Raw genomic sequence first — 21,444 nt, 5'->3', positions numbered from 1 at the left:
GCATGAAAAACCTCACCCCGTCCTGTCGGACACCCCTCTCCTTGCTAAGGAGAGGGGCAGGGGGTGAGGTGACTTTCAAGTCAGAAGGCAGGGGCAGATGGAAGAAGGGAAGAATGCACCCTCACTACCCTCGTTACCAGGTTGAACCTGGTAGCGAGAATTAGAGCCTCTGGCTCTTGTGGATATTCGTATAATTGCAATCTGAAAATTGAGAAGTTATATATTAAAATTTCACAGCAGTCTCAATAACCTCTTGATTCAGAGGTTCAGAGACGGTTATTTATGAGAGCAGTAAATAAAAATTTCTGTTATTTATTAACATTCACTAATTTAATTTATGCTAATCAATATAATGTCAATTATTTTTAACTTAAATATATGCTGAATCTATCAAAATAACTTTTTTGAAAAAGTCAACACCATTTCTAACTTAATTATCATGTATCTATAAGAAATATACTGACATTTATTTCTAGACTTAATGTACTCAAAGCATCGCGAAATCAATTATTCAAAAATTGTCTATTATCTTTTTTATTCAGACTTTATTTATCTTAAAGAGCTTGTTTTTAAAGACTATTGATACTAATTCACAGTCAGAAATGCTACTTTTTTTAGTTAGTTCAAGACGTACATCAGATTTTTTTTAAAATTGCCTTCTACGAACAATATAGCTGATGCCAATTATGCTAGTTTGGTATTAATTCTCATTCTTTAAAGCGGCACGGTCAATTATTGAGTCGATTGAGTAATGACAACTAAAAATCACCTAATACTATCGTCAATTACTAGGTCTATGATTGATCGCATTGACTCGTGAGTTCGGATGAAATGTGGTGTTTGGAGTGTAGCTAATTTGTCAAATATTGATTGACAAAATCTATAGAATAAATTATCTTGGAAGTCGAAACTGCTATGGCATTCATCAAGATCCAGAACGTTGTCATTAACACCAGTCACATTGCCGCAGTTAAGCTAGATAATCAAACTGGCTCTGAAGAAAAAAGCGTTTCTATTCTTTTAGTTACTCCCAAGTTTCCATTGTTCCAGCTGGAAAGCATCTCACCCAATCTCCATCATTATGAATGGATTGAGTTCACAGGTCAAGCAGCTAACGCACTGCAAGACTATTTTAGCAGTTACAACAACGTGATTGACTTGTTGCCAGAATGTCAGGAGTCGAGCGTTGTGTAATATTTTTTATCTAATTTTATCAGACGCGATCGCCACGATTTTTATTAGGTACAGCGTCAACTTAGCGGGGTGACATATACTATTTTGAGTTAATGTCAATACAAGTATTGAACCTTGATGTATAAGATAGTTGCTGCATCACTTCGCTACAGAAATTGCAGTTGTTCTATCAACCCACACTACCAAACATTAGTCTAGTTTTTATGTCTGCTCATTCAATTGATATTGCCTTAACGCAGTTGGAAGAACAGATAAACGATTGTGAAAAGGCTTTGGTGAGGTTTATTGAGGACAAAAAACAGATGTCGGATCAATCAATGACAGTCGAAAAGATTAACAGAAAATTGCAACATAATCCTATTGCCATTATTGGCATAGCTTCTTTATTCCCCCAAGCTAAAAACGTACAAGAGTACTGGCAAAACATTGTTAACAAATTCGATTGCATTACTGATATTCCGTCAACCCACTGGAGCGTAGAAGACTACTACGATCCGAACCCCAGAACACCCGAAGATAAGACTTACTGTAAAAAAGGTGGATTCCTTCCTCACGTTGATTTTAACCCAATGGAGTTTGGAATACCACCAAATATATTAGAAGTTACAGATGTTTCGCAACTGTTAGGCTTGTTAGTGGCCAAACAAGCGATGGAAGATGCGGGCTATGGGGAAAGCCGGGAATTTAATCGCGAAACGGTTGGAGTGATTTTGGGTTCGGCAGCATTGAAACTGGGAATTCCCCTTGCTGCTCGCCTGCAATATCCGATTTGGAGAAAAGCACTTAAAAGTAGCGGCTTATCCGATGAGGATACAGAAAAAATTATCAAAAAAATCCAAAGCGCCTATGTGAAATGGGATGAGAATGCATTCCCCGGTATGTTAGCTAACGTAATTTCCGGGCGCATTGCCAACCGTTTAAACTTAGGCGGAATAAATTGTACAGTTGATGCTGCTTGTGCTAGCTCCTTCGCTGCCCTGAAAATGGCGATTAGTGAATTGGTAGAGCATCGCTGCAATATGATGCTCAGTGGTGGGGTTGATACTGACAACTCAATCACGGCTTATATCAGTTTCAGTAAAACGCCAGCCGTATCTCCTAGCGAAAAAGTTCAGCCTTTTGATGCCAAGTCTGATGGGATGATGTTGGGTGAAGGCATCGGTATGATTGTCCTCAAACGCCTAGAAGATGCGGTACGGGACAATGATAAAATCTACGCAGTCATCAAAGGTATCGGCACATCCAGTGATGGGCGCTATAAAAGCATTTATGCTCCCCGCAAAGAAGGGCAGGTGCAAGCTTTACGCCGCGCCTATGAGGATGCAGGCTTTGCTCCAGAAACTGTCAGCCTGATTGAAGCCCACGGTACAGGTACGATGGCTGGTGATCCGACTGAATTCGCCTCCTTGAGGGACTTTTTCGGAGAAAATAACTCCAAAAAGCATCAAGTTGCTCTTGGTACTGTCAAATCCCAAATCGGACATACAAAAGCTGCTGCTGGTGCGGCTAGTATCATCAAAACCGCTTTGGCACTGCACCACAAGATTTTACCGCCCACAATTAACGTTACCGAACCCAATCCCAAGCTTAACATCAAAAATTCTGCCTTTTATTTGAATACCGAAACTAGGCCTTGGATTCGTTCGGAAGAAGAACCACCAAGACGTGCGGGAGTAAGTTCCTTTGGCTTTGGCGGTACAAATTACCACGTGGTTCTAGAAGAATACGAAGGCGAACACAACAAAGCTTATCGGATGCATAAGGCTCCTGGTGAGGTGCTGCTGTTTGCTTCAACTCCAGCCCAATTGTTGAGCGATTGTGAAGAAGTTTTAAGCCAGTTGCAGTCTGAAGCAGGTGACAAACATTATCTAGAACTGGTAGAAAATTGCAAAACCAAAGAAATTCCTCAAAATGCAGCCAGAATTGGTTTTGTGGCAGAAACTCGTACTGAGGCTTGCAAGTTCCTGCAAATCAGTATCGACTTGCTGAAAAATAAAGCTTCTGCCCCAGCATGGGAACATCCCCAAGGCATTTACTACCGCGCTTCTGGTATGGAGTTAGCTGGAAAAGTAGTCGCTTTATTTTCCGGACAAGGCTCGCAGTACTTGAATATGGGACGGGAATTGGTAATGAATTTTCCCGAACTGCGGCAACTTTATGGCTACATGGATAGCTTATTACGCAAAGATAATTTTCAGCCGCTATCGGAAATAGTTTTTCCCCATCCCGTATTTGAAGAGGCGGAAAAGAATGCCCAAGTGGCAGCATTGCAGCGCACAGAATACGCGCAACCTGCAATTGGGATGTTGAGTGCTGGGATGTACAAATTACTGCAACAATCTGGATTTAAAGCAGATTTTGTTGCTGGGCATAGTTTTGGCGAAATTACAGCTTTGTGGGCAGCAGGGGTGTTAAGTGACGCAGATTATTGTTTCCTGGTGAAAGCTAGGGGGCAAGCAATGGCAGCTCCTCAAGATCCGAATTACGATACAGGAGCCATGCTGGCGGTAAAAGAAGAACTCGCAAAGGTGGAAGGAGTTCTCAAGAATTTTCCACAAGTAGCGATCGCTAATCTCAATTCTCCCCGACAAGTGGTACTAGCAGGCCCCACCGAGGAAATAGCGAAAGTGCGGCAAGCGTTGCAAGAACAGGGATATACTGCTATTTTGCTACCAGTCTCAGCAGCATTCCATACACCCTTGATTGCCTTTGCTCAGAAATCTTTCGCGATCGCCATTAAGAACGTTAATTTCCAAAATCCGCAACTACCCGTTTACACTAACGTCACAGGTAAAGAATATCCCAAACAACCAGCAGAAATTCAAAAAATTCTCGAAACTCACCTCTCGAACTCGGTACTGTTTAAGCAGGAAATCGAAAATATCTATGCGGCGGGGGGTTACTGTTTTGTAGAATTTGGGCCGAGGAACATACTTACTAACTTAGTACGGGAAATTTTGAGCGATCGCCCCCACATTGCGATCGCACTCAACCCCAGCGCTCAAAAGAACAGCGATCGTTCGCTCCGGGAAGCGGCTGTACAATTGCGTGTTGCTGGTATGTCTTTGAAAAATCTCGATCCCTACCAACTGCCACCAGTTATCTCTGAACCTCAGAAAAACAAGGGGTTGAGCGTCAAGTTAAACGGTTCTAACTACGTATCAGAAAAAGTGAAAAAGGGGTTTGAGCAAGCTTTGCACGATGGGCATCAGGTGAAACTACACAAAAGCGAATCTGAGGAAATGGTAGTTACATCAAAGTCTCTGGTGACAGCAACAGCAGCTACTTCCATTTCAACAATACCAGAGAGTAACGGACATAACGGGCATATTGGGTTAAACGGAAATAACGGACATAGTAAAAAACCCGTTCTTGAAGAGGACACGGGGACACGGGGACACGGGGACACGGGGAATGTTTCCTTCTCCGCGTCACCCCCTCTCCGCGTCTCCGCGTCTTCCTCGCCCACTCCCCCCCTTTCCCCCTCCCCCGCTCCTCCCCTCCCTCCTACTTCCTCTCAACCAGCTCTAGGGTCGAAAATGAATGACGTACCAGATAAACTTGTAAATTACCAAAGAGTTTTAGAAAGCTTAGAGTATGCGTTGACGCAGTTTCAACAAAATCAAAGTGAAAATTTACAAGTTCACGCCCAATATCTCAACCATCAGGTGGAATACGCTAGAACCTTTTTCCAACTGGTGCAGCAGCAAAATTCCTTGTTTGCCAAAGGAGAACAATCACCCCAAGCAGCCAAGCTTAAAGGGAGCATCATTGAAAGCTTAGATCGCAGCATGATGCAGTTTCATGCCCAACAAAGTGAAACCTTACGCATTCATGAACAATATCTCCACCACCAAGTAGAGTACACCAAAAACTTTTTCCAAGTCGTCCAGCAAGAGTACGCCCAGCTAGTTGGGGATGGCACTTCTGTTCAGGTAAGCTTACCTATAGCTCAAGAACCCCTGTCATCTTTGAATACAGCGAAAGTAGAAACTCCTGTTCTCCCCATAGCCAAAATCCAGTCAAGCAAGCCGGAACCCGCACTCGTACCCGACATTCCTGCAATCAAAGAAGAAAGTTTTGTTCCCGCCACTACCCAAATCCAGGAAACTAAGCCTGAGCTTTTTGTGCCTGTAGCTACAAATGGCATGAAAGTCGCAAAACAAGAAACTCCGGCTCCTGCCACTACTGAGATTCAAGAAAATAAGTTTCCTGCACCTCCAACGCCAGTTAGCACACCACCTCAGCCAACAGTTTCTCCAGCACCAGCCATTGATGTATCCGACTTGGATCAAAGCCTGCTAGCCATCACCAGTGAAAAAACTGGCTATCCAATCGAAATGCTCGATATGGACATGGATATGGAGGCAGACTTGGGTATTGACTCAATCAAACGCGTAGAAATCATGGGTGCGTTGCAAGAGAAATACCCTGATTTACCCAAGCCAAGTAACGTAGAAGAACTGGCAGAACTGCGTACAATCGGGCAAATTGTTGAGTATTTGAAATCCTTGGTTTCCACTCCTGCATCAGTAGCAACGGTAACTGAAGCAGTTACCACGCCAACAACAGCGGTAGTTAGCAATCCCGAAACTGCATTCATTGAACCTGTATTTAACAATGATTCAACCGCAGTCAGCGAAAATGTAGCGGTTACAGCAGAAACTATCGTCACAGTTGCCGAAGCGCCTGCCCCTTCAGCAGATATCGATTTGAGCCACTTGTCAGACGACTTGTTAGCCATCACTAGCGAGAAAACAGGCTATCCAGTAGAAATGCTAGAACTGGATATGGACATGGAGGCAGACTTAGGTATAGACTCGATTAAACGCGTAGAAATCATGGGTGCGTTGCAAGAAAAGTACCCCGACTTGCCCAAACCGAGTAATGTCGAAGAACTAGCAGAACTGCGTACAATCGGGCAAATTGTTGAATACCTCCAGCGCTTGGCTGCGGGGGCGGAAAAAAAAAAGTACCAGCCTGAATCTAGTGACAAGCCAGACAGCTTAAAGAACAACATCCAGCGTCGCCCAGCCCAACTGCAAATCCTACCTCCACCGGATTTTTGGGAATTTAGTTTACCAGAGGGACACATTATCTTAATCACCGATGATGGTTCCCTCACTACTTCTAAAGTAGCTGAGTTACTGAGCAAGCAAGGGCGGAAAGTAGTAGTTTTAAATTTCCCGCCTTCCCTCGTTCCCGAAAAATCTCCCTTACCACCAGGCATCGATCGCGTTATCTTACAAGACTCAAGTGAGGAACATCTGCAACAACAATTAGCAGCGATCGCAACTAACTACGGCACGGTAGGAGCATTTATCCACATTCACCCCATCTTTCAAGCAAGCGATAATAACACGGTGGCTTACTTCCCAGAAGAAAAAGCAATTGTGAAACAAGTCTTCTTCATGGCGAAACACCTGAAAAAATCCCTCACCGAAGCGGGTAATAATGGACGCAGTTGTTTCTGTACCGTAGCACGACTGGACGGCGCTTTTGGGTTAGAACATGAAGTAAATTATGGAGCGATCGGCGCAGGTTTATTTGGATTAACTAAAACCCTGATTTGGGAATGGCCAAAAGTATTTTGTCGGGCGATCGACCTCAGTCCTAAAATTGATAGTGAGTCCTCTGCACATCATATTATTGCCGAACTTCACGATCCGAATCGATATCTTACCGAAGTGGCATACGGTTCGCAAGGAAGAGTAACTCTCATCAGCACCCCCGACAGATAGCAAAGACGTAACAGAAGACAAAGACATCCGGGGAGACAGAGTAAAAACAATTCGTCTCTGTCTCTCCATTCCCCAATCTAAGTAGCCCTTGCTGAACTGCATACACCAGAAGATATGCCCAAGCCTCAATTAATTACTTATACTGGTCGCATAGTTGATAACAAAAAACAAGCTCCTATTTTAGGAGCTAAAGTTACGTTTGTTTATCAAGGTAATTCAATTGTTTGCTATACAGATATAGAAGGAATTTACCGATTAGAAATTAACACTAATAAAAGTGATAGTATCCATGCAAAATTAACAGTAGAAGCTAACGGATATAAAACATATTACTCTTCTATTAAAGTATCATCTAAGCAAAAAGACCTTGGTGATATTAAACTTTTAGAACCTCATGAAATCAAAGTTATAAATTCTTACCCCGAAACTGACACTTTTATACCGATTCCAATTATAGCAACTATCCTAGCAGGATTATTCATGATTACAATTATTGCACTTCAAACCTCAAATTCCAAAACTCCCGTCAATCGACGTAATGATTCAATCAACATTTATCAACCATAAAATAATTATTCAATGAGAAAACCTAAAAATTAAAATCTCAAATATTCAAATCAATGCTTATCTATATTTTTGCATAATAATAAGTTTATATAAACTTGCACTTAATAAACATCTCTCCCTTCTTCTCTTCCTTTGTGTCCTTCGCGTTCTTTGCGGTTCGTTTTTTTATTTTTTAGTATTTCTTACCACAGATGAACACAAATAATTATAGCTATGTTGACTAGAGGTGGGTAAATAATGCCAAAGAAATAATCATTCTTAAACTAGGATAATCATTTTCCTTCTGCCCTCTGCCGTCTGCCCTCTGCCTTCTTATCTCCTCATACTCAAGTTTTTTCAATTGACTTCATTCTCTAGTCTCTGCGATCGCAAAAATTATGACTACACCAACCCAAATTCGTCCTTCCTCAGTTTTCCTAGTTAGTGGTGGTGCCAAAGGCATTACAGCTAAATGTACTATCCAATTAGCACAACAGTATCCTTGTAAATTTATCCTGCTTGGACGTTCAGAACTTCTAGAAACAGAACCCGACTTCGCTCAAGATTGTTTTGATGAAGCGACATTAAAAAAACGGATCATGGAATATCTTCTCTCCAAAGGAGAAAAACCCACACCCATGAGCGTACAAAAAATATTTAATCAAATTTCTTCAAATCGAGAAATCAAGCAAACATTGGCAGCAATTCAACAAACCGGAGGACAAGCAAAATACATTAACGTTGATGTCACAGATACTCTTGCTCTCAATCAAAAAATTACTAGTGCTGTTGCACAAATAGGAGAAATTACAGGTATTATTCATGGTGCTGGTAACTTAGCTGATAAATTGATTGAAAAGAAAACAGAACAGGATTTTGAAAAAGTTTACACAGCCAAAGTACAGGGATTAGAAAATCTCCTAGCGTGCGTAAAACCAAATCAACTTGAGCATTTAGTCTTATTTTCTTCCGTCACAGGCTTTTACGGTAATATCGGACAATCTGATTACGCGATCGCCAACGAAATCCTCAACAAATCAGCCCACTCCTTCAAGCAAAAATATCCCCAATGTCACGTAGTTGCAATTAATTGGGGTGGTTGGGATAGCGGCATGGTAACACCACAATTGAAAAAAGAATTTGCCAAACGAGGTATTGACATTATTCCGGTAGAAGCTGGAACACAAATGTTAGTTAACGAACTACACCCCGCTTATCACAATACTACCCAAGTTGTGATTGGCAGCCCAATGGTTCCACCAGCTGCACTTTTAGATCCAGATCTGCGCAGCTATCGCATCCGTCGGAAATTGACACTAGAAGGAAATCCCTTTTTACTGGATCACGTCATTGCTGGTAATCCTGTTTTACCTGCTACTTGTGCAGTGTCGTGGATGTCGGATGCCTGTGAAAAACTTTATCCAGGATACAAAGCTTTTAGTAGCACAGATTTTCGAGTATTCAAAGGAATTACCTTTAACGAAACTCTAGCTGACGAATATATTCTCGACTTACAAGAAACATTCAAAAACCTTGATGCTCATGAAGTAAATTTTTCCTGCAAAATTTCGAGTCAAACTCCAGAAGGCAAAACCATATACCACTTCAGCACTAACATTAAACTTCTGCGTGATGTTCCTGCCGCTCCTATTTACGAAAGATTGAATCTGACAGAAGATAACATCATTACCACTATTGGTAAAGATTTTTATCAAACAGGAGAAGCAGCACTATTTCATGGCTCCGCATTTCAACAACTGAGAAGAGTAATAAATATTAATTCCGAAAAAATTACAACTGAATGTTTTTGGCAAGCAATCAACAAAATACAACAAGGACAATTTCCAGCCTACTGGGTTAACGCTTTTACCACTGACTTGAGTACTCATCCTTTATGGATTTGGCTACATCATTACCATCAAGAAATTTGCTTACCAGGGCAACAAGAAAGATACGAACAGTTTGCCAAAACTCCTTATAACGAACCATTTTACGTATCTTGTGAAGTCAAAAGTAAAACACAAACAAGTGTTGTTGCCGATTTCTTTATACACGATAAACAAGGGAAAATTTACTCGCAACTTCTAGGAGGTAGAGGAATTATTTTTCCAGCTAAATTAATGCAGCCGAAAGGTTAGTGGTTAGTAGATAGTAGTTAGTAGGGGCGGATTTTGATGCTAATCTTGCCGTTCAAACTGATAATTTCTCTTTGTTCCCTCTGTGTCTGTTGCAGTTTATTTTCTTTTCTTTGTGTACTTTGTGTCCTTTGTGGTTCGTTTTTAATAACTACGAGGCAGAGCCTCGTATCTCCGTTACTAGGTTGAACCTAGAAACGAGAAACTCTAAACCCTCGTTCCTAGTTACCAGGTACTTTGTGTCCTTTGTGGTTCGTTTCCTTTAATAACTACGAGGTAGAGCCTCGTATCTCCGTTACTAGGTTGAACCTATAAACGAAAAACTCTAAACCCTCGTTACCAGGTTGAACCTGGTAACGATAATTAGAGCCTCTGGCTCTTACCACTAACTACTTCTCCATAAAAAATGATAAATAACAAGGAACAAATGACTATGGAAAAAATTGCAATCATTGGATTTGGATGCTTATTCCCTGATGCTAAAAATCCTGATGAATTTTGGCAAAATCTCATCCAAAAAAAAGATTCTACATCATCTTTGAGTGTTGAGGAAATTGGAGTAGATCCACAAATATTTTTCGATCCAGCTAAAGGGAAACAAGATAAAGTCTATTCCTTAAAAGGAGCATTTATCCGTGATTTTAAATTTGACTCCACAGGATATAAGCTACCACCAAAATTTCTGGAATCTCTAGATAAAACCTTTCAGTGGTCATTGTACGTTGCCAAACAAGCTTTACAACATAGCGGTTATTTAGAGCAAGAATCTATTCTCTCTAGATGCGGAGTCATATTAGGTAATCTTTCTCTCCCCACCAAAACCTCTAACCAATTATTTGCACCGATATATCAGCAAGTTTTAGCACCTGCTGTTCAAGAACTTTTACAGCAACCAGAATTCGATTTAGCTGCTTTGGAATCATCTAAGGAAGCCTCATCTTACAATGCGATGATATCGGGCTTACCAGCAGCTATTATCGCTCAAGCTTTTTCTCTATCAAATATTCATTTTTGTATCGATGCTGCTTGTTCATCGCCACAATATGCTACCAAGCTAGCATCCCATTATTTATGGACGCACAAAGCTGATTTGATGTTAGCCGGAGGTATCAGCTGTGCAGATCCACTGTTCCTGCGGATGCTGTTTTCTGGTATCCAAGGATACCCCGAAGATGATATTAGTCGTCCTTTAGATAAGACGTCGCGGGGAATGCTGACTGCTGAAGGCGTCGGGATGGTGGTATTGAAAAGATACAGCGATGCAGTTCGAGATGGCGATCGCATTTACGCTACTATCTCTGGTAACGGTTTATCTAATGATGGACGAGGTAAGCATTTACTCAGCCCTAATTCTAAAGGACAAACTCTCGCTTTTGAACGCGCCTACCAAGAAGCTGGAATTAGTCCTCAAAATATTGATTACATGGAGTGCCACGCCACGGGTACTTTATTAGGGGATTCCACAGAATTTCAATCTGTAGAAACTTTCTTTGGTAAGTATCAAGCAACTCCTTTACTGGGTTCTGTAAAATCTAATGTCGGTCACTTGCTCACTGCCGCCGGCAGCGTTAGCCTGATTAAAGTGCTAATGAGTATGTCCAAAGGCGTTATCCCAGCAACAATTAACATCACAGAGCCGATGGGAAGTGAAGAAAATGTCATTTCCCCACAACGCATTGTTACCAGTACCACAAATTGGCCTAACAATACACCAATAAAACGCGCTTCAATCAGTGCTTTCGGTTTGGGCGGTACTAACGCTCACATGATTTTAGAACAAGGCAACGTAGAGGAAAAGGGGACACAGGGACACAGGGACACGGGGAACCAAGAGGACACGGGGACACGGGGACACGGGGACACGGGGAATATTTTTGATAATTTCTCCGCGTCTTTGCGTCTCCCCCTCTCCGCGTCTTCTTCCGAGCCTCTCCATCCTGCCAAACTTGCTATTGTCGGGATGGATGCCTTTTTTGGTGCTTGCGATAGTTTAGAAGCTTTTGAACGCAGTATTTATGAAGGCACGCAACATTTTATTCCTCTACCACCTCAAAGATGGCACGGTGTAGAAAAGCAAGCAGAATTGCTGAAAAAATACGGTTTGACAAACGGGGAGCCGCCACAAGGGGCATACATCACAGATTTTGAAATTGATACTGTCTCTAGCAAAATTCCCCCGAATGAACTAGAAAAGCTCAATCAGCAACAACTGTTAATGTTAAAAGTTGCCGAACGTGCTTTGAAAGATGCGGGTATAAAAGAAGGTGCAAATGTCGCAGTTGTGATGGCGACAGAAACACAATTTTCTGTGCATCAATTGCAGCAAAGATGGAATTTATCCTGGCAAGTGAAAGAGGGTTTAATTGCTGGAGAAATTTCTCTGCCACCCGATCAAGTAACTCAATTAGAAACAATTGTTAAAGACGGCATTCACAATCCAGTCGAAAGCAGCGAATATGTCAGTTACATCGCCAACATTATGGCGAGTCGGATTTCTTCGCTGTGGGATTTTACCGCTCCTGTATTCACCATCACCGCCGGAGAGAATTCTACTTTCAAAGTTTTGGAAATAGCACAGCATTTACTAACTACTGGAGAAGCAGAAGCCGTACTTGTGGGTGCTGTTGATTTAGCTGGCACTCTAGAAAATGTTTTATTGCGCAACCAAATGGCTGCAATTAATACAGGCGCAAATACCCTTTCCTACGACCAAAAAACGAATGGCTGGATCGTAGGGGAAGGGGCAGGCGCAGTAGTATTGAAGCTGCATGAAACTGCGAAAAAAACAAGCGATCGCATTTACGCAGTTGTCGATGCCATTAGTTTTGCGCAACAGCAAGATACTGGTTTGGGAACCCCAGATGCTAAAGCCGTAACTCAAGCGTGTCAGCAAGCTTTATTGATGGCGGGTGTCAAACCTTCAGAAGTTAACTATCTTGAAGTTTATGGTAGCGGTGTTGACAAAGAAGATGAAGCAGAAATCAAAGGTTTACTGCAAGCTTATCCTGGTAGTGCCAATGATTTAAGCTGTGCCATTGGCAGCGTCAAAGCAAACATCGGTCACACCTATGTTGCATCGGGAATAGCCAGTTTAATCAAGACAGCTTTGTGCCTTTATTATAGATATGTTCCAGGTACACCCAAGTGGTCTGAAGTTAAAGATAAAGAAGTATGGCAGGGTAGTCCTTTTTATGTTGCCACCGAATCAAGACCTTGGTTTTTAGATAAACAAGCGACTAAAAGAATCGCTGCCATCAATAGCATCGGTATGGATGGCACTTACGCCCATGTCATCTTATCGGAAGAACCCGATCAAAAAGAACGCAATAGCAGATTTTTACAGCAAACTCCCTTTTACTTGTTCCCTATTGCCGGGCGCGATCGCGCTGATATATTTGAACAAATCGACGCCCTCGAAAAGTCTGTCAACAACGGTACTTCTCTAGAACACACTGCCAACTTAGCTTTTGCTAACTTCAAGTTGTGTTCCGATCCTAATTATGTCCTAGCAATTCTGGCACACAACCAAAAAGAATTAACCAAAGAAATCGAAGCTGCCCGTAAAGGTATAAACAAAGCTTTTGAACATGGGATAGATTGGCAAACACCACTAGGTAGCTACTTCACAGCCAAACCACTAGGTAAAAAAGGAGAAGTAGCTTACGTCTATCCAGCTGCTGTCAATTCTTATCTAGGTATCGCTCGCAATCTCTTCCGTTTATTTCCCGAAACCCTCGACGATATTGCGGTTACCAAACTACAAAATCTTGTCGCTGATATCTCCCGTGTCGTATTTCCCAGAAGCTTAAACAAGCTTTCATCCCGGCAGTTAGAAACTCTTGAACAGCAATTCTTAGACGATCCTCTAGCCATCTTCGACGTAGATATGTTGTTTACCAGATTCATCACGCAAATTATGCGAGATGAATTCCAAGTTAAGCCAAAAATGGTCTTTGGTTACAGCTTAGGTGAGACTAGTATGATGTCTGCGGCTGAGGTATGGGATAACTTTACCGAAGGAATAGTTGCTCTACACGCCTCACCACTATTTGCTGACAGGTTATCCGGAGCCAAAAATGCTGTGCGCCAGTATTGGCAAATGCCATCATCTCAGCAATCACCGAACAACGACTTATGGGCTAACTATGTACTCATGACTACCCCATCTCAGTTGAGAGAATACCTCCAACATGAGCCGCGCGTCTTTTTAACTCAAATCAACACACCCGAAGAAGTCGTCATTGCCGGTGAACCAGCAGCTTGTGAAAGAATCATTCAAATTTTGGGCTGCAACGCTTTCCGCGCTCCCTTCGACCATGTAATCCACTGTGAAGCGATGGCTTCTGAGTACGGAGAAATAGCCAGAGTTAACACCTTACCCACCCGGAAAAATCTACCAGACGTTGTTCTCTACTGTGCAGCTGAGTATGGCCCGGTGAAATTGGAAAGTCAAGCGATCGCCCACAGCATAGCCAAAGGTTTGTCACAACCTCTTGACTTCCCGCGCTTAGTCAATCGAGTTTACGAAGATGGAGCCAAGATATTTATTGAGACTGGTGCTGGTAATGTTTGTTCGCGCTGGATTGATAAAATTCTCAGCGACAAAGAACACATCACCATATCTCTAAATAGAAGAGGTTTAGACGACCATAGTGGTATTGTCAAAGCACTAGCAAAACTTGTCAGCCATCAAGTTTCTGTAGACTTATCGCCACTGTACACTCAAGTAGCAGAAACAGTCAAAAAACCCACCCTGAGAAAAGTTACCTTGGGTGGTAAAAGTTTTACTGACAAAATCTTGACTGAAGAGAATAAAAAACTCTTCCAAAACCTAGCTCAAAAGTCTCCGAGTAAAATCCTCCCTCCATCCGAGACTAAGCCAGAGGAAATATCAATGCAAAATATCATGGATAACAGCTTAGAGCCAAAAAAAGAAGTACAATTTCGGGAGTTGGTTGCTAATCATCCCCATCCTACTTATAATTTCAGTCTTTCAAGTTTAAGCGCGTCTCACTATCAAAAGTTGAATGCTAATAACTTAAAGGTTCATAAAACTCATGCAGCATTCTTAAAATCCCGTCAAGAGTTTAGTAAGCAAATGAGCGAGTTAATTCAATTACAACTAGTTTGTGCTGAAAATTTGCTGAGTGAGTAAAGGTTTTTTGAGAGTTATTTTGTAGCATTAAGAGTATGTAGTTAACGAACCACATAGACGCGTCAGCGGCTTCCCGCAGGGTAGGACGCAAAGAGCGCTAAGAATAAGAGTTTGAGATATCAAATTTTCTTACATTCAGCAGCGCCCAAAAATTAATCCTCTCTTCATATCTTTTCTTCGTGTCCTACCCTTACGGGAAGCCGCTCCGCGTCTAACGTGTTCTTTGTGGTTTGTTCTTTCATCTGCTAATCATCAAATCGAGGGATAACTTCCGTGACAACTGTAGATGCAGTGCGAAATAAACAGGATAATGGTATTACCTTTTTTGGCTCTCCCTGCAATTTTAATCAAGTCTGGAAAGGTTCTTTAGATTGTGTAAGTTTTGACTCTAATACCATCAAAGATAAACTCTTAGCATTAGATAAGCCTTGTTATATTGTTAGAGTTGACGGCAGAATTGGTGTTAGTCATGATGGTTATTTGTCTCCTGCTGAAAATACCAAAACAGGACAAGCTGAACTATTGATGGCTGTTCCACCCATCAGTTTGCAACAATTAGGAGACCCGAATTTTCTCTCCTTTCATAATGTCAAATATGCCTATACTACTGGCGCAATGGCTGGTGCGATCGCTTCCGAAGAAATGGTCATTGCTCTAGGGAAGGAGAGAATTTTAGCTTCTTTTGGTGCAGGCGGTTTAACTCCCAATCGCTTAGAAGCAGCTATTCATCGTATTCAAGAAGCTTTACCTCAAGGGCCTTATGCTTTTAATTTAATTCACAGTCCCAATGAACCTGCTATTGAGCGCGGTGCAGTAGATTTATACCTCAAATATGGGATGAGAACAATAGAAGCGTCGGCATTTTTGGATTTGACTCCTAATATTGTTTATTATCGTGCGGCGGGATTAAGTGTAAATTCTGCTAACGAAATTGAAATTAAAAATAAAGTCATTGCTAAAATTTCGCGGCGAGAAGTAGCTACTAAATTTATGCAACCAGCACCAGAAAAAATGCTGCGAGAATTGGTTGCACAGGGTTTAATTAGTGAGTTACAGGCGAATTTGGCAGCAAAAGTTCCCTTAGCTGATGATATTACTGTTGAAGCAGATTCTGGTGGTCATACAGATAATCGTCCCCTAGTTTGTTTGTTACCTTCAATGGTAGCATTGCGGGATGAAATTCAAGCTCAATATTGTTACGAAAAACCTATTAGAGTTGGAGTTGCAGGTGGAATTGCTACCCCACAATCTGCTTTAGCAGGTTTTATGATGGGTGCTGCTTATGTTGTCACTGGTTCAATTAATCAGTCATGTATAGAAGCTGGTTCTTGTCAACATACCAAGCAATTGCTGGCACAAGCAGATATGGCTGATGTGATGATGGCACCAGCAGCAGATATGTTTGAAATGGGAGTAAAACTACAAGTTCTCAAACGCGGTACTATGTTCCCTCTCCGCGCTCAAAAATTGTATGAAATATACAGGAACTATAATTCAATTGAAGAAATTCCTGCTTCTGAGCGAGAGAAATTAGAAAAACAAATTTTCCGCAAAACTCTGGCTCAAGTTTGGGAAGAAACTGTTAGTTATTTATCTCAGAAAAATCCAGAAAAATTGGGTAAGGCAGTCAATAATCCTAAACTGAAAATGGCGTTGATTTTCCGCTGGTATTTAGGATTATCTTCTCGTTGGTCAAACTCTGGAGAAAAGGGTAGAGAAGTTGATTATCAGATTTGGTGCGGCCCGGCGATCGGTAGTTTTAATAACTGGGTGCAAGGTTCTTATCTAGCAGATCCAAATAATCGTCGGGTTGTGGATGTAGCTCAACACATCATGACTGGAGCCGCATTTTTATATCGCATTCAAAGTTTGAAAATTCAAGGAATGCAAATTCCTGATTACTACAGTCAATATTGCCCAGTTCGTTCTACATTGGAAGCGTAAAGATGAAGGCATCAAAAAAGGTTTTAACAGCAGCGGAAATTCAAGCTTGGTTGGTATCTCAGCTAGCGGAAGCATTAAATGTTGAACCAGAGGAAATTGATATTGAGCAACCATTAGATAGCTATGGTTTAGATTCTACTCAGGCGATGCTGATTGTCGGCAAATTAGAAAAAATGCTGGGATTTAAAGTGTCTCCTACACTGTTGTGGCATTATCCAACAGTTGCGACTCTCTCCCAGCGTTTAGGCGAAGAATCAGAAGAATCAGGGGTAAAAGATACTCCCACTGCCAAAAATGCCTCTGTCTCTATAGTTAAGCCTGTCTTGGATTTAAGTGCTGAAGCTGTTCTCGATCCAAGTATTCGTCCTGCATCTACATCTTTTCACTTTACATCTCAACCAGAAAACGTCTTTTTAACAGGTGGTACAGGCTTTTTAGGAGCTTTTTTAATCCACGAACTACTACAGCAGACAAATGCAGATATTTACTGCTTAGTACGTGCTGCTAATTCAGAAGAAGGCAAGCAAAAACTGAAGAAAAATCTCCAAAATTATGCCCTTTGGGATGAAAAATTGAGTTCTAGAATTATCCCTATCTTGGGAGATTTATCAAAGCCTTTGCTAGGAATTAGCCCCCAAGGTTTTGATATGCTAGCTATGAATCTTGATAGCATCTACCATAGTGCTGCCACACTGAATTATGTTTATCCATATTCAGCTATGAAGGCTCCCAATGTTTTGGGAACACAAGAAGTTTTGCGTTTGGCGTGTTTATTTAAAGTCAAGCCCGTACATTACGTTTCTAGTGTAGCGGTTTTTGAATCGCCCTTTTATGCTGGTAAAGTTGTCAAAGAAGATGACAGCTTTGAGCATTGGCGAGGTATTTTTCTCGGTTACTCGCAAACAAAATGGGTAGCAGAAAAATTAGTCAAAATTGCTAGCGATCGCGGATTGCCTGTGACAATTCATAGACCTCCTCTAATTGCAGGAGATAGCAAAACAGGTGTCTGCAATACAGATGACTTTATCAACTTGGTAATTAAAGGCTGCATTCAAATGGGATGTTTTCCAAATGTTGATTATATGTTGGATGCATCGCCTGTGGATTATGTCAGTAAAGCTGTTGTTTATCTTTCAAGACAAAAAGAATCTCTTGGTCAGGCTTTTCACTTACAGCATCCCGAACCTGTTCCTTTAACTAATTTACTTGAGTGGATGGATTCTTTAGGTTTTCCTATTGAAATAATTCCTTACGAACAATGGCAAGCAAAGTTAATTAACGATATCTCTTCTGCTGAAAATCCTCTCTATACCCTACGACCTTTCTTACTAGAGCGCTGGTCAGAAGAACAAATCACTATTCCAGATTTGTATCTACAAAGTAGAAGACCAATAATTAATTGTCAAGCTACCCTAAATGCACTTGCAGGTAGTGGTATCGTTTGCCCGGCAATGGATAACCAATTGTTTATGACCTATTCTGCATACTTAATTCAGAATGGTTTTCTGAATGTTGCTTAGTACAGATTACACAAGTTAGTCTCAAACTAAAAAGCGTCATAACTATTTTTGTATCTTACGATCTCCCTAAGCATCATTATCAGGCAGGATTGCTGGGGGGATCTAATTTATGGCAGCAATAAAGATAATTTGTATATTCATACTCAAGTGTTTATACTTATTTGAGTAGATAAAAGTTTTTTGATAGGTAAATCCCCTATTAAAAAATCTTGCTCACTGGATTAGAAATTTAGGTTTGTTCAAATATTTATCAACGCTAACTCACTTTCTCTGTAGATATGTTTGCTCAAAACTTATCTCAAACATATGCCAATTGACAGATTTCAGATATGATAGGCTCTCTTTAACATTGGCCTGGGGGCATTGAGATTTTCACTTCGATTAGAGCTTGCTTATCTCAGCTGCTCAAACTAAAACATTTAGACTATTTGTAAATTAATTTCTGGTAATTTCTGGAATATTTGTTCGTGAGATTAAGAATAAATACTCTCTGTTGTTACGAAGGATATCTAGATTTATGAACCTTAAAGACAAAACTATTCTGATTACAGGAATAGGTGGATTTATCGGCTTGCGTACTACAGAATTAGCGATCGCCCAGGGAATGTATGTTAAAGGAATAGAAAATGACCCTACGAATGCAAAAATAGCACAGAGTCTAGGTGCAGAAGTAATTGTTGGTAGTGTTTGCGATCCGGTTGTGGCACAACAGGCTTGTCAGGGAGTAGATATAATTCTGCACACAGCTGCCCTCGTCAAAGAAGGAGGCTCACTAGAGGAGTTTCGTAAAGTCAATGTTGGTGGCACCCTCAACATAGCAAGAGCAGCTATAGATGCCGGGGTCAAGACTTTTATTCACCTCTCAAGCGTCATAGTCTATGGCTTTACCTACGCCAATAAAATTACAGAAGAAGGGCCATTCCGGAGTGAGGATAATCCTTACTCTCTAACAAAAATAGAAAGTGAACAAGAAATATTGAAGCTAAACGCACCACCAAATTTTGGTGTAATTATTATCAGACCGACTGCTGTTTACGGGCCAAGAAGTAGCCCTTGGGTTATCCGTCCTCTTAAACTGATGCGCCAAAAACGATTTGTGATGCCTGATGCTGGACGGGGAGTAATGAACCACGTATATATAGACAATTTAATAGATGGAATTTTTCTTGCTATAGAAAAGGAAGCATATGGAGAAGCTTTCAATATCTCTGATGGACAGGAGACTTCTTGGAAAGAATACTACACACGTTTAGCTGAAGTTGGAAACGTGCCTGCACCATCCTCTCTACCAGCACCGATAGTTAAAATTTTGATTCGGTTGGAGTCGTTAAGAATGAAATTTTTGGGTCAAGAACCCGTTATTTTTCCAGCAGCTGTAGATTTTTCTACCAGTCCCCATGCTTATTCACTCGAAAAAGCACAAACTCAGTTAGGTTATAAGCCAAAAGTAACTCTAGAAGAAGGAATGGAACATATACGGCAATGGCTAGAAACCACAGATATCCAGATATAAGGCTTTTCTGAATCAAGGAATGACTCTTGTAGGATGGTACAACAATTGCAAGGGGAACTGGCATCAACAGAAGCGATCGCCCGTAGTTTGGCAATCAGTATTCGGTAGTTACAGAGGGAATTACAAGCCGAAGGCACGTCCCATCAGCAACTTCTAGATAATACTCGCAAAAAACTAGCCCTGCGGCATCTGAAAAACCCAGCCACTCCGATTCACGATGTCGCATTTTTGCTGGGGTTCTCAGAACCAAGTGCCTTTCACCGTGCCTTCAAACGATGGACAGGGCAAACTCCACGAAGTTACCGATTGTCATGTTGTTAATCTGGGACGTATTTGCACTTATTTTGTACGACTAGTTAATGGTCTATACTGGTCATCAGACAAAAACTTTTCAAATTTTACTGCTGGTATTGGTCGGCAGAAAAGAAAACCTTGCATAGCATCACAACGATTTTGACGCAAAAAATCTAGTTCTGCTTCTGTTTCTACACCCTCGGCAATCACCTGAAAATTGAGATTGTGTCCCATCTGAATCAATGCAGTTGTTATTGCTGCTTTCTGATAGTCATTATTAACATTGTGGATAAAGTAGCGGTCAAGTTTTAATTTATTAATTGGTAATTTTTTCAGATACATTAATGAAGATTGACCAGTACCAAAATCATCAATAGCAATTTTTACTCCTAAGGCTCGTAACTCACTCATTGTTGCGATCGCCATATTCATATCTTGTACAATTAGACTTTCGGTAAGTTCTAATTCTAAATAATCTGGCTCCAAATTATTTTGTGTTAAAAATGTCACTATTTTTTTACTCAAATCTGGATGAGTAAACTGACGGGCAGACAAATTAACAGCGATCCGTAACGGAGAATAGCCTGCATCACGCCAAGCTTTATTTTGTTCACATACACTTTGCAATACCCACTCACCAATAGGAATAATTAAACCTGTAGACTCTGCTAAAGAAATCAATTCTGAAGTATCAACAATTCCTAATTCCGGACTCTGCCAACGTAGTAAAGCTTCTGCACCACAAATATAACCTGATTGAAGGTCTACTTGTGGTTGATATTCAATATAAAATTCTCGAAATTCTACTTGTTCTATTGCCCTGCGTAAAATGCTTTTTACAATCAGTATTTCTGAATTTGAAGTATTTACTGATGTGCTAGTAGAAAATTGCTGTTTCAAAATTGCTTGTTTTTGTAGGCGACTATCAATAGCACTTAATAATTCTGCACGAGTAAATGGCTTGGTGATATAGTCATCAGCACCTAAATCCATACCTTGGCGAAAGTCGGTTTTGGTTGCTTTTGCTGTAATAAAAATAAATGGAATTGTTGCAGTTATCGGTTCTTGACGCAATGCTGTTAGTACGCCAAAACCATCAAGTTCTGGCATCATTAAATCACACAGAATTAAATCAGGAGTCTCACTGTGAGCTAACTTAACTCCTATTTTGCCATTAGCAGCGCCAATAGTATCAAAGTCTTCAGATCCTAGTAAATCTAGAAGATTTTCACGAACTGTTTGTTCATCTTCAATCACTAAAATTTTAGTCATAATCTCCGCAATAATTTAATAAATAGGAATTGATGGTTATTCCCTTCTGCCCTCTGACTTGAAAGTCACCTCACCCCCTGCCCCTCTCCTTAGCAAGGAGAGGGGTGTCCGACAGGACGGGGTGAGGTTT

The 21,444-nt window shown here is 41.0% G+C and carries 10 protein-coding genes and 1 pseudogene; 10 read left to right on the top strand and 1 reads right to left on the bottom strand.

Annotated elements, in window-relative coordinates; genetic code table 11:
- Positions 1-915: 915 nt before the first annotated feature.
- From QUB80_RS34630 to QUB80_RS34585, 10 genes and pseudogenes are all read left to right on the top strand, one after another.
- Positions 916-1,194, top strand: coding sequence for a hypothetical protein (locus QUB80_RS34630; protein WP_289793994.1), 279 nt, complete (start codon positions 916-918; stop codon positions 1,192-1,194).
- Positions 1,195-1,397: 203 nt separating this feature from the next.
- A complete protein-coding gene (locus QUB80_RS34625; protein WP_289793993.1) occupies positions 1,398-6,935 on the top strand; it encodes a type I polyketide synthase in 5,538 nt (1,845 codons plus the stop codon).
- A gap of 114 nt (positions 6,936-7,049) precedes the next feature.
- Complete coding sequence (locus tag QUB80_RS34620) at positions 7,050-7,502, top strand: carboxypeptidase-like regulatory domain-containing protein (RefSeq protein ID WP_289793992.1); 453 nt, start codon at positions 7,050-7,052, stop codon at positions 7,500-7,502.
- 377 nt (positions 7,503-7,879) lie between these two features.
- Positions 7,880-9,619, top strand: a complete 1,740-nt coding sequence (locus QUB80_RS34615; RefSeq protein WP_289793991.1) for an SDR family NAD(P)-dependent oxidoreductase — start codon at positions 7,880-7,882, stop codon at positions 9,617-9,619.
- A 430-nt stretch (positions 9,620-10,049) separates the two neighbouring features.
- Positions 10,050-14,771 carry a PfaB family protein gene (locus tag QUB80_RS34610; RefSeq protein ID WP_289793990.1) on the top strand — a complete coding sequence of 1,574 codons (4,722 nt, stop codon included), beginning with the start codon at positions 10,050-10,052 and terminating at the stop codon, positions 14,769-14,771.
- 273 nt (positions 14,772-15,044) lie between these two features.
- Positions 15,045-16,715: a PfaD family polyunsaturated fatty acid/polyketide biosynthesis protein gene (locus QUB80_RS34605; protein ID WP_289793989.1), complete on the top strand. Its 1,671-nt coding sequence runs from the start codon at positions 15,045-15,047 to the stop codon at positions 16,713-16,715.
- A gap of 2 nt (positions 16,716-16,717) precedes the next feature.
- Positions 16,718-18,235 carry a thioester reductase domain-containing protein gene (locus tag QUB80_RS34600; RefSeq protein WP_289793988.1) on the top strand — a complete coding sequence of 506 codons (1,518 nt, stop codon included), beginning with the start codon at positions 16,718-16,720 and terminating at the stop codon, positions 18,233-18,235.
- A 517-nt stretch (positions 18,236-18,752) separates the two neighbouring features.
- Positions 18,753-19,748, top strand: coding sequence for an NAD-dependent epimerase/dehydratase family protein (locus QUB80_RS34595; protein WP_289793987.1), 996 nt, complete (start codon positions 18,753-18,755; stop codon positions 19,746-19,748).
- Between the two features lie 168 nt (positions 19,749-19,916).
- A pseudogene (locus tag QUB80_RS34590) lies at positions 19,917-19,994 on the top strand (hypothetical protein); the annotation flags it as partial.
- Complete coding sequence (locus tag QUB80_RS34585) at positions 19,977-20,069, top strand: helix-turn-helix domain-containing protein (RefSeq protein ID WP_289793986.1); 93 nt, start codon at positions 19,977-19,979, stop codon at positions 20,067-20,069. The pseudogene QUB80_RS34590 and the gene QUB80_RS34585, both read left to right, overlap by 18 nt.
- 18 nt (positions 20,070-20,087) lie before the next feature.
- On the opposite strand, the gene QUB80_RS34580 is transcribed toward QUB80_RS34585, so the two are convergent.
- Positions 20,088-21,314 carry an EAL domain-containing response regulator gene (locus tag QUB80_RS34580; RefSeq protein WP_289793985.1) on the bottom strand — a complete coding sequence of 409 codons (1,227 nt, stop codon included), beginning with the start codon at positions 21,312-21,314 and terminating at the stop codon, positions 20,088-20,090.
- Positions 21,315-21,444: the final 130 nt, after the last annotated feature.

The organism is Chlorogloeopsis sp. ULAP01 (assembly GCF_030381805.1).
GTDB lineage: Bacteria > Cyanobacteriota > Cyanobacteriia > Cyanobacteriales > Nostocaceae > Chlorogloeopsis.
Note: the sequence above shows the minus strand (reverse complement) of the source record. Positions and strands in the feature narration are given on the sequence as shown.

Coding starts and splice junctions, on each gene's coding strand:
- QUB80_RS34630 (WP_289793994.1), top strand. CDS start 916: ATGGCATTCATCAAGATCCAGAACGTTGTCATTAACACCAGTCACATT.
- QUB80_RS34625 (WP_289793993.1), top strand. CDS start 1,398: ATGTCTGCTCATTCAATTGATATTGCCTTAACGCAGTTGGAAGAACAG.
- QUB80_RS34620 (WP_289793992.1), top strand. CDS start 7,050: ATGCCCAAGCCTCAATTAATTACTTATACTGGTCGCATAGTTGATAAC.
- QUB80_RS34615 (WP_289793991.1), top strand. CDS start 7,880: ATGACTACACCAACCCAAATTCGTCCTTCCTCAGTTTTCCTAGTTAGT.
- QUB80_RS34610 (WP_289793990.1), top strand. CDS start 10,050: ATGGAAAAAATTGCAATCATTGGATTTGGATGCTTATTCCCTGATGCT.
- QUB80_RS34600 (WP_289793988.1), top strand. CDS start 16,718: ATGAAGGCATCAAAAAAGGTTTTAACAGCAGCGGAAATTCAAGCTTGG.
- QUB80_RS34595 (WP_289793987.1), top strand. CDS start 18,753: ATGAACCTTAAAGACAAAACTATTCTGATTACAGGAATAGGTGGATTT.
- QUB80_RS34580 (WP_289793985.1), bottom strand. CDS start 21,314: ATGACTAAAATTTTAGTGATTGAAGATGAACAAACAGTTCGTGAAAAT.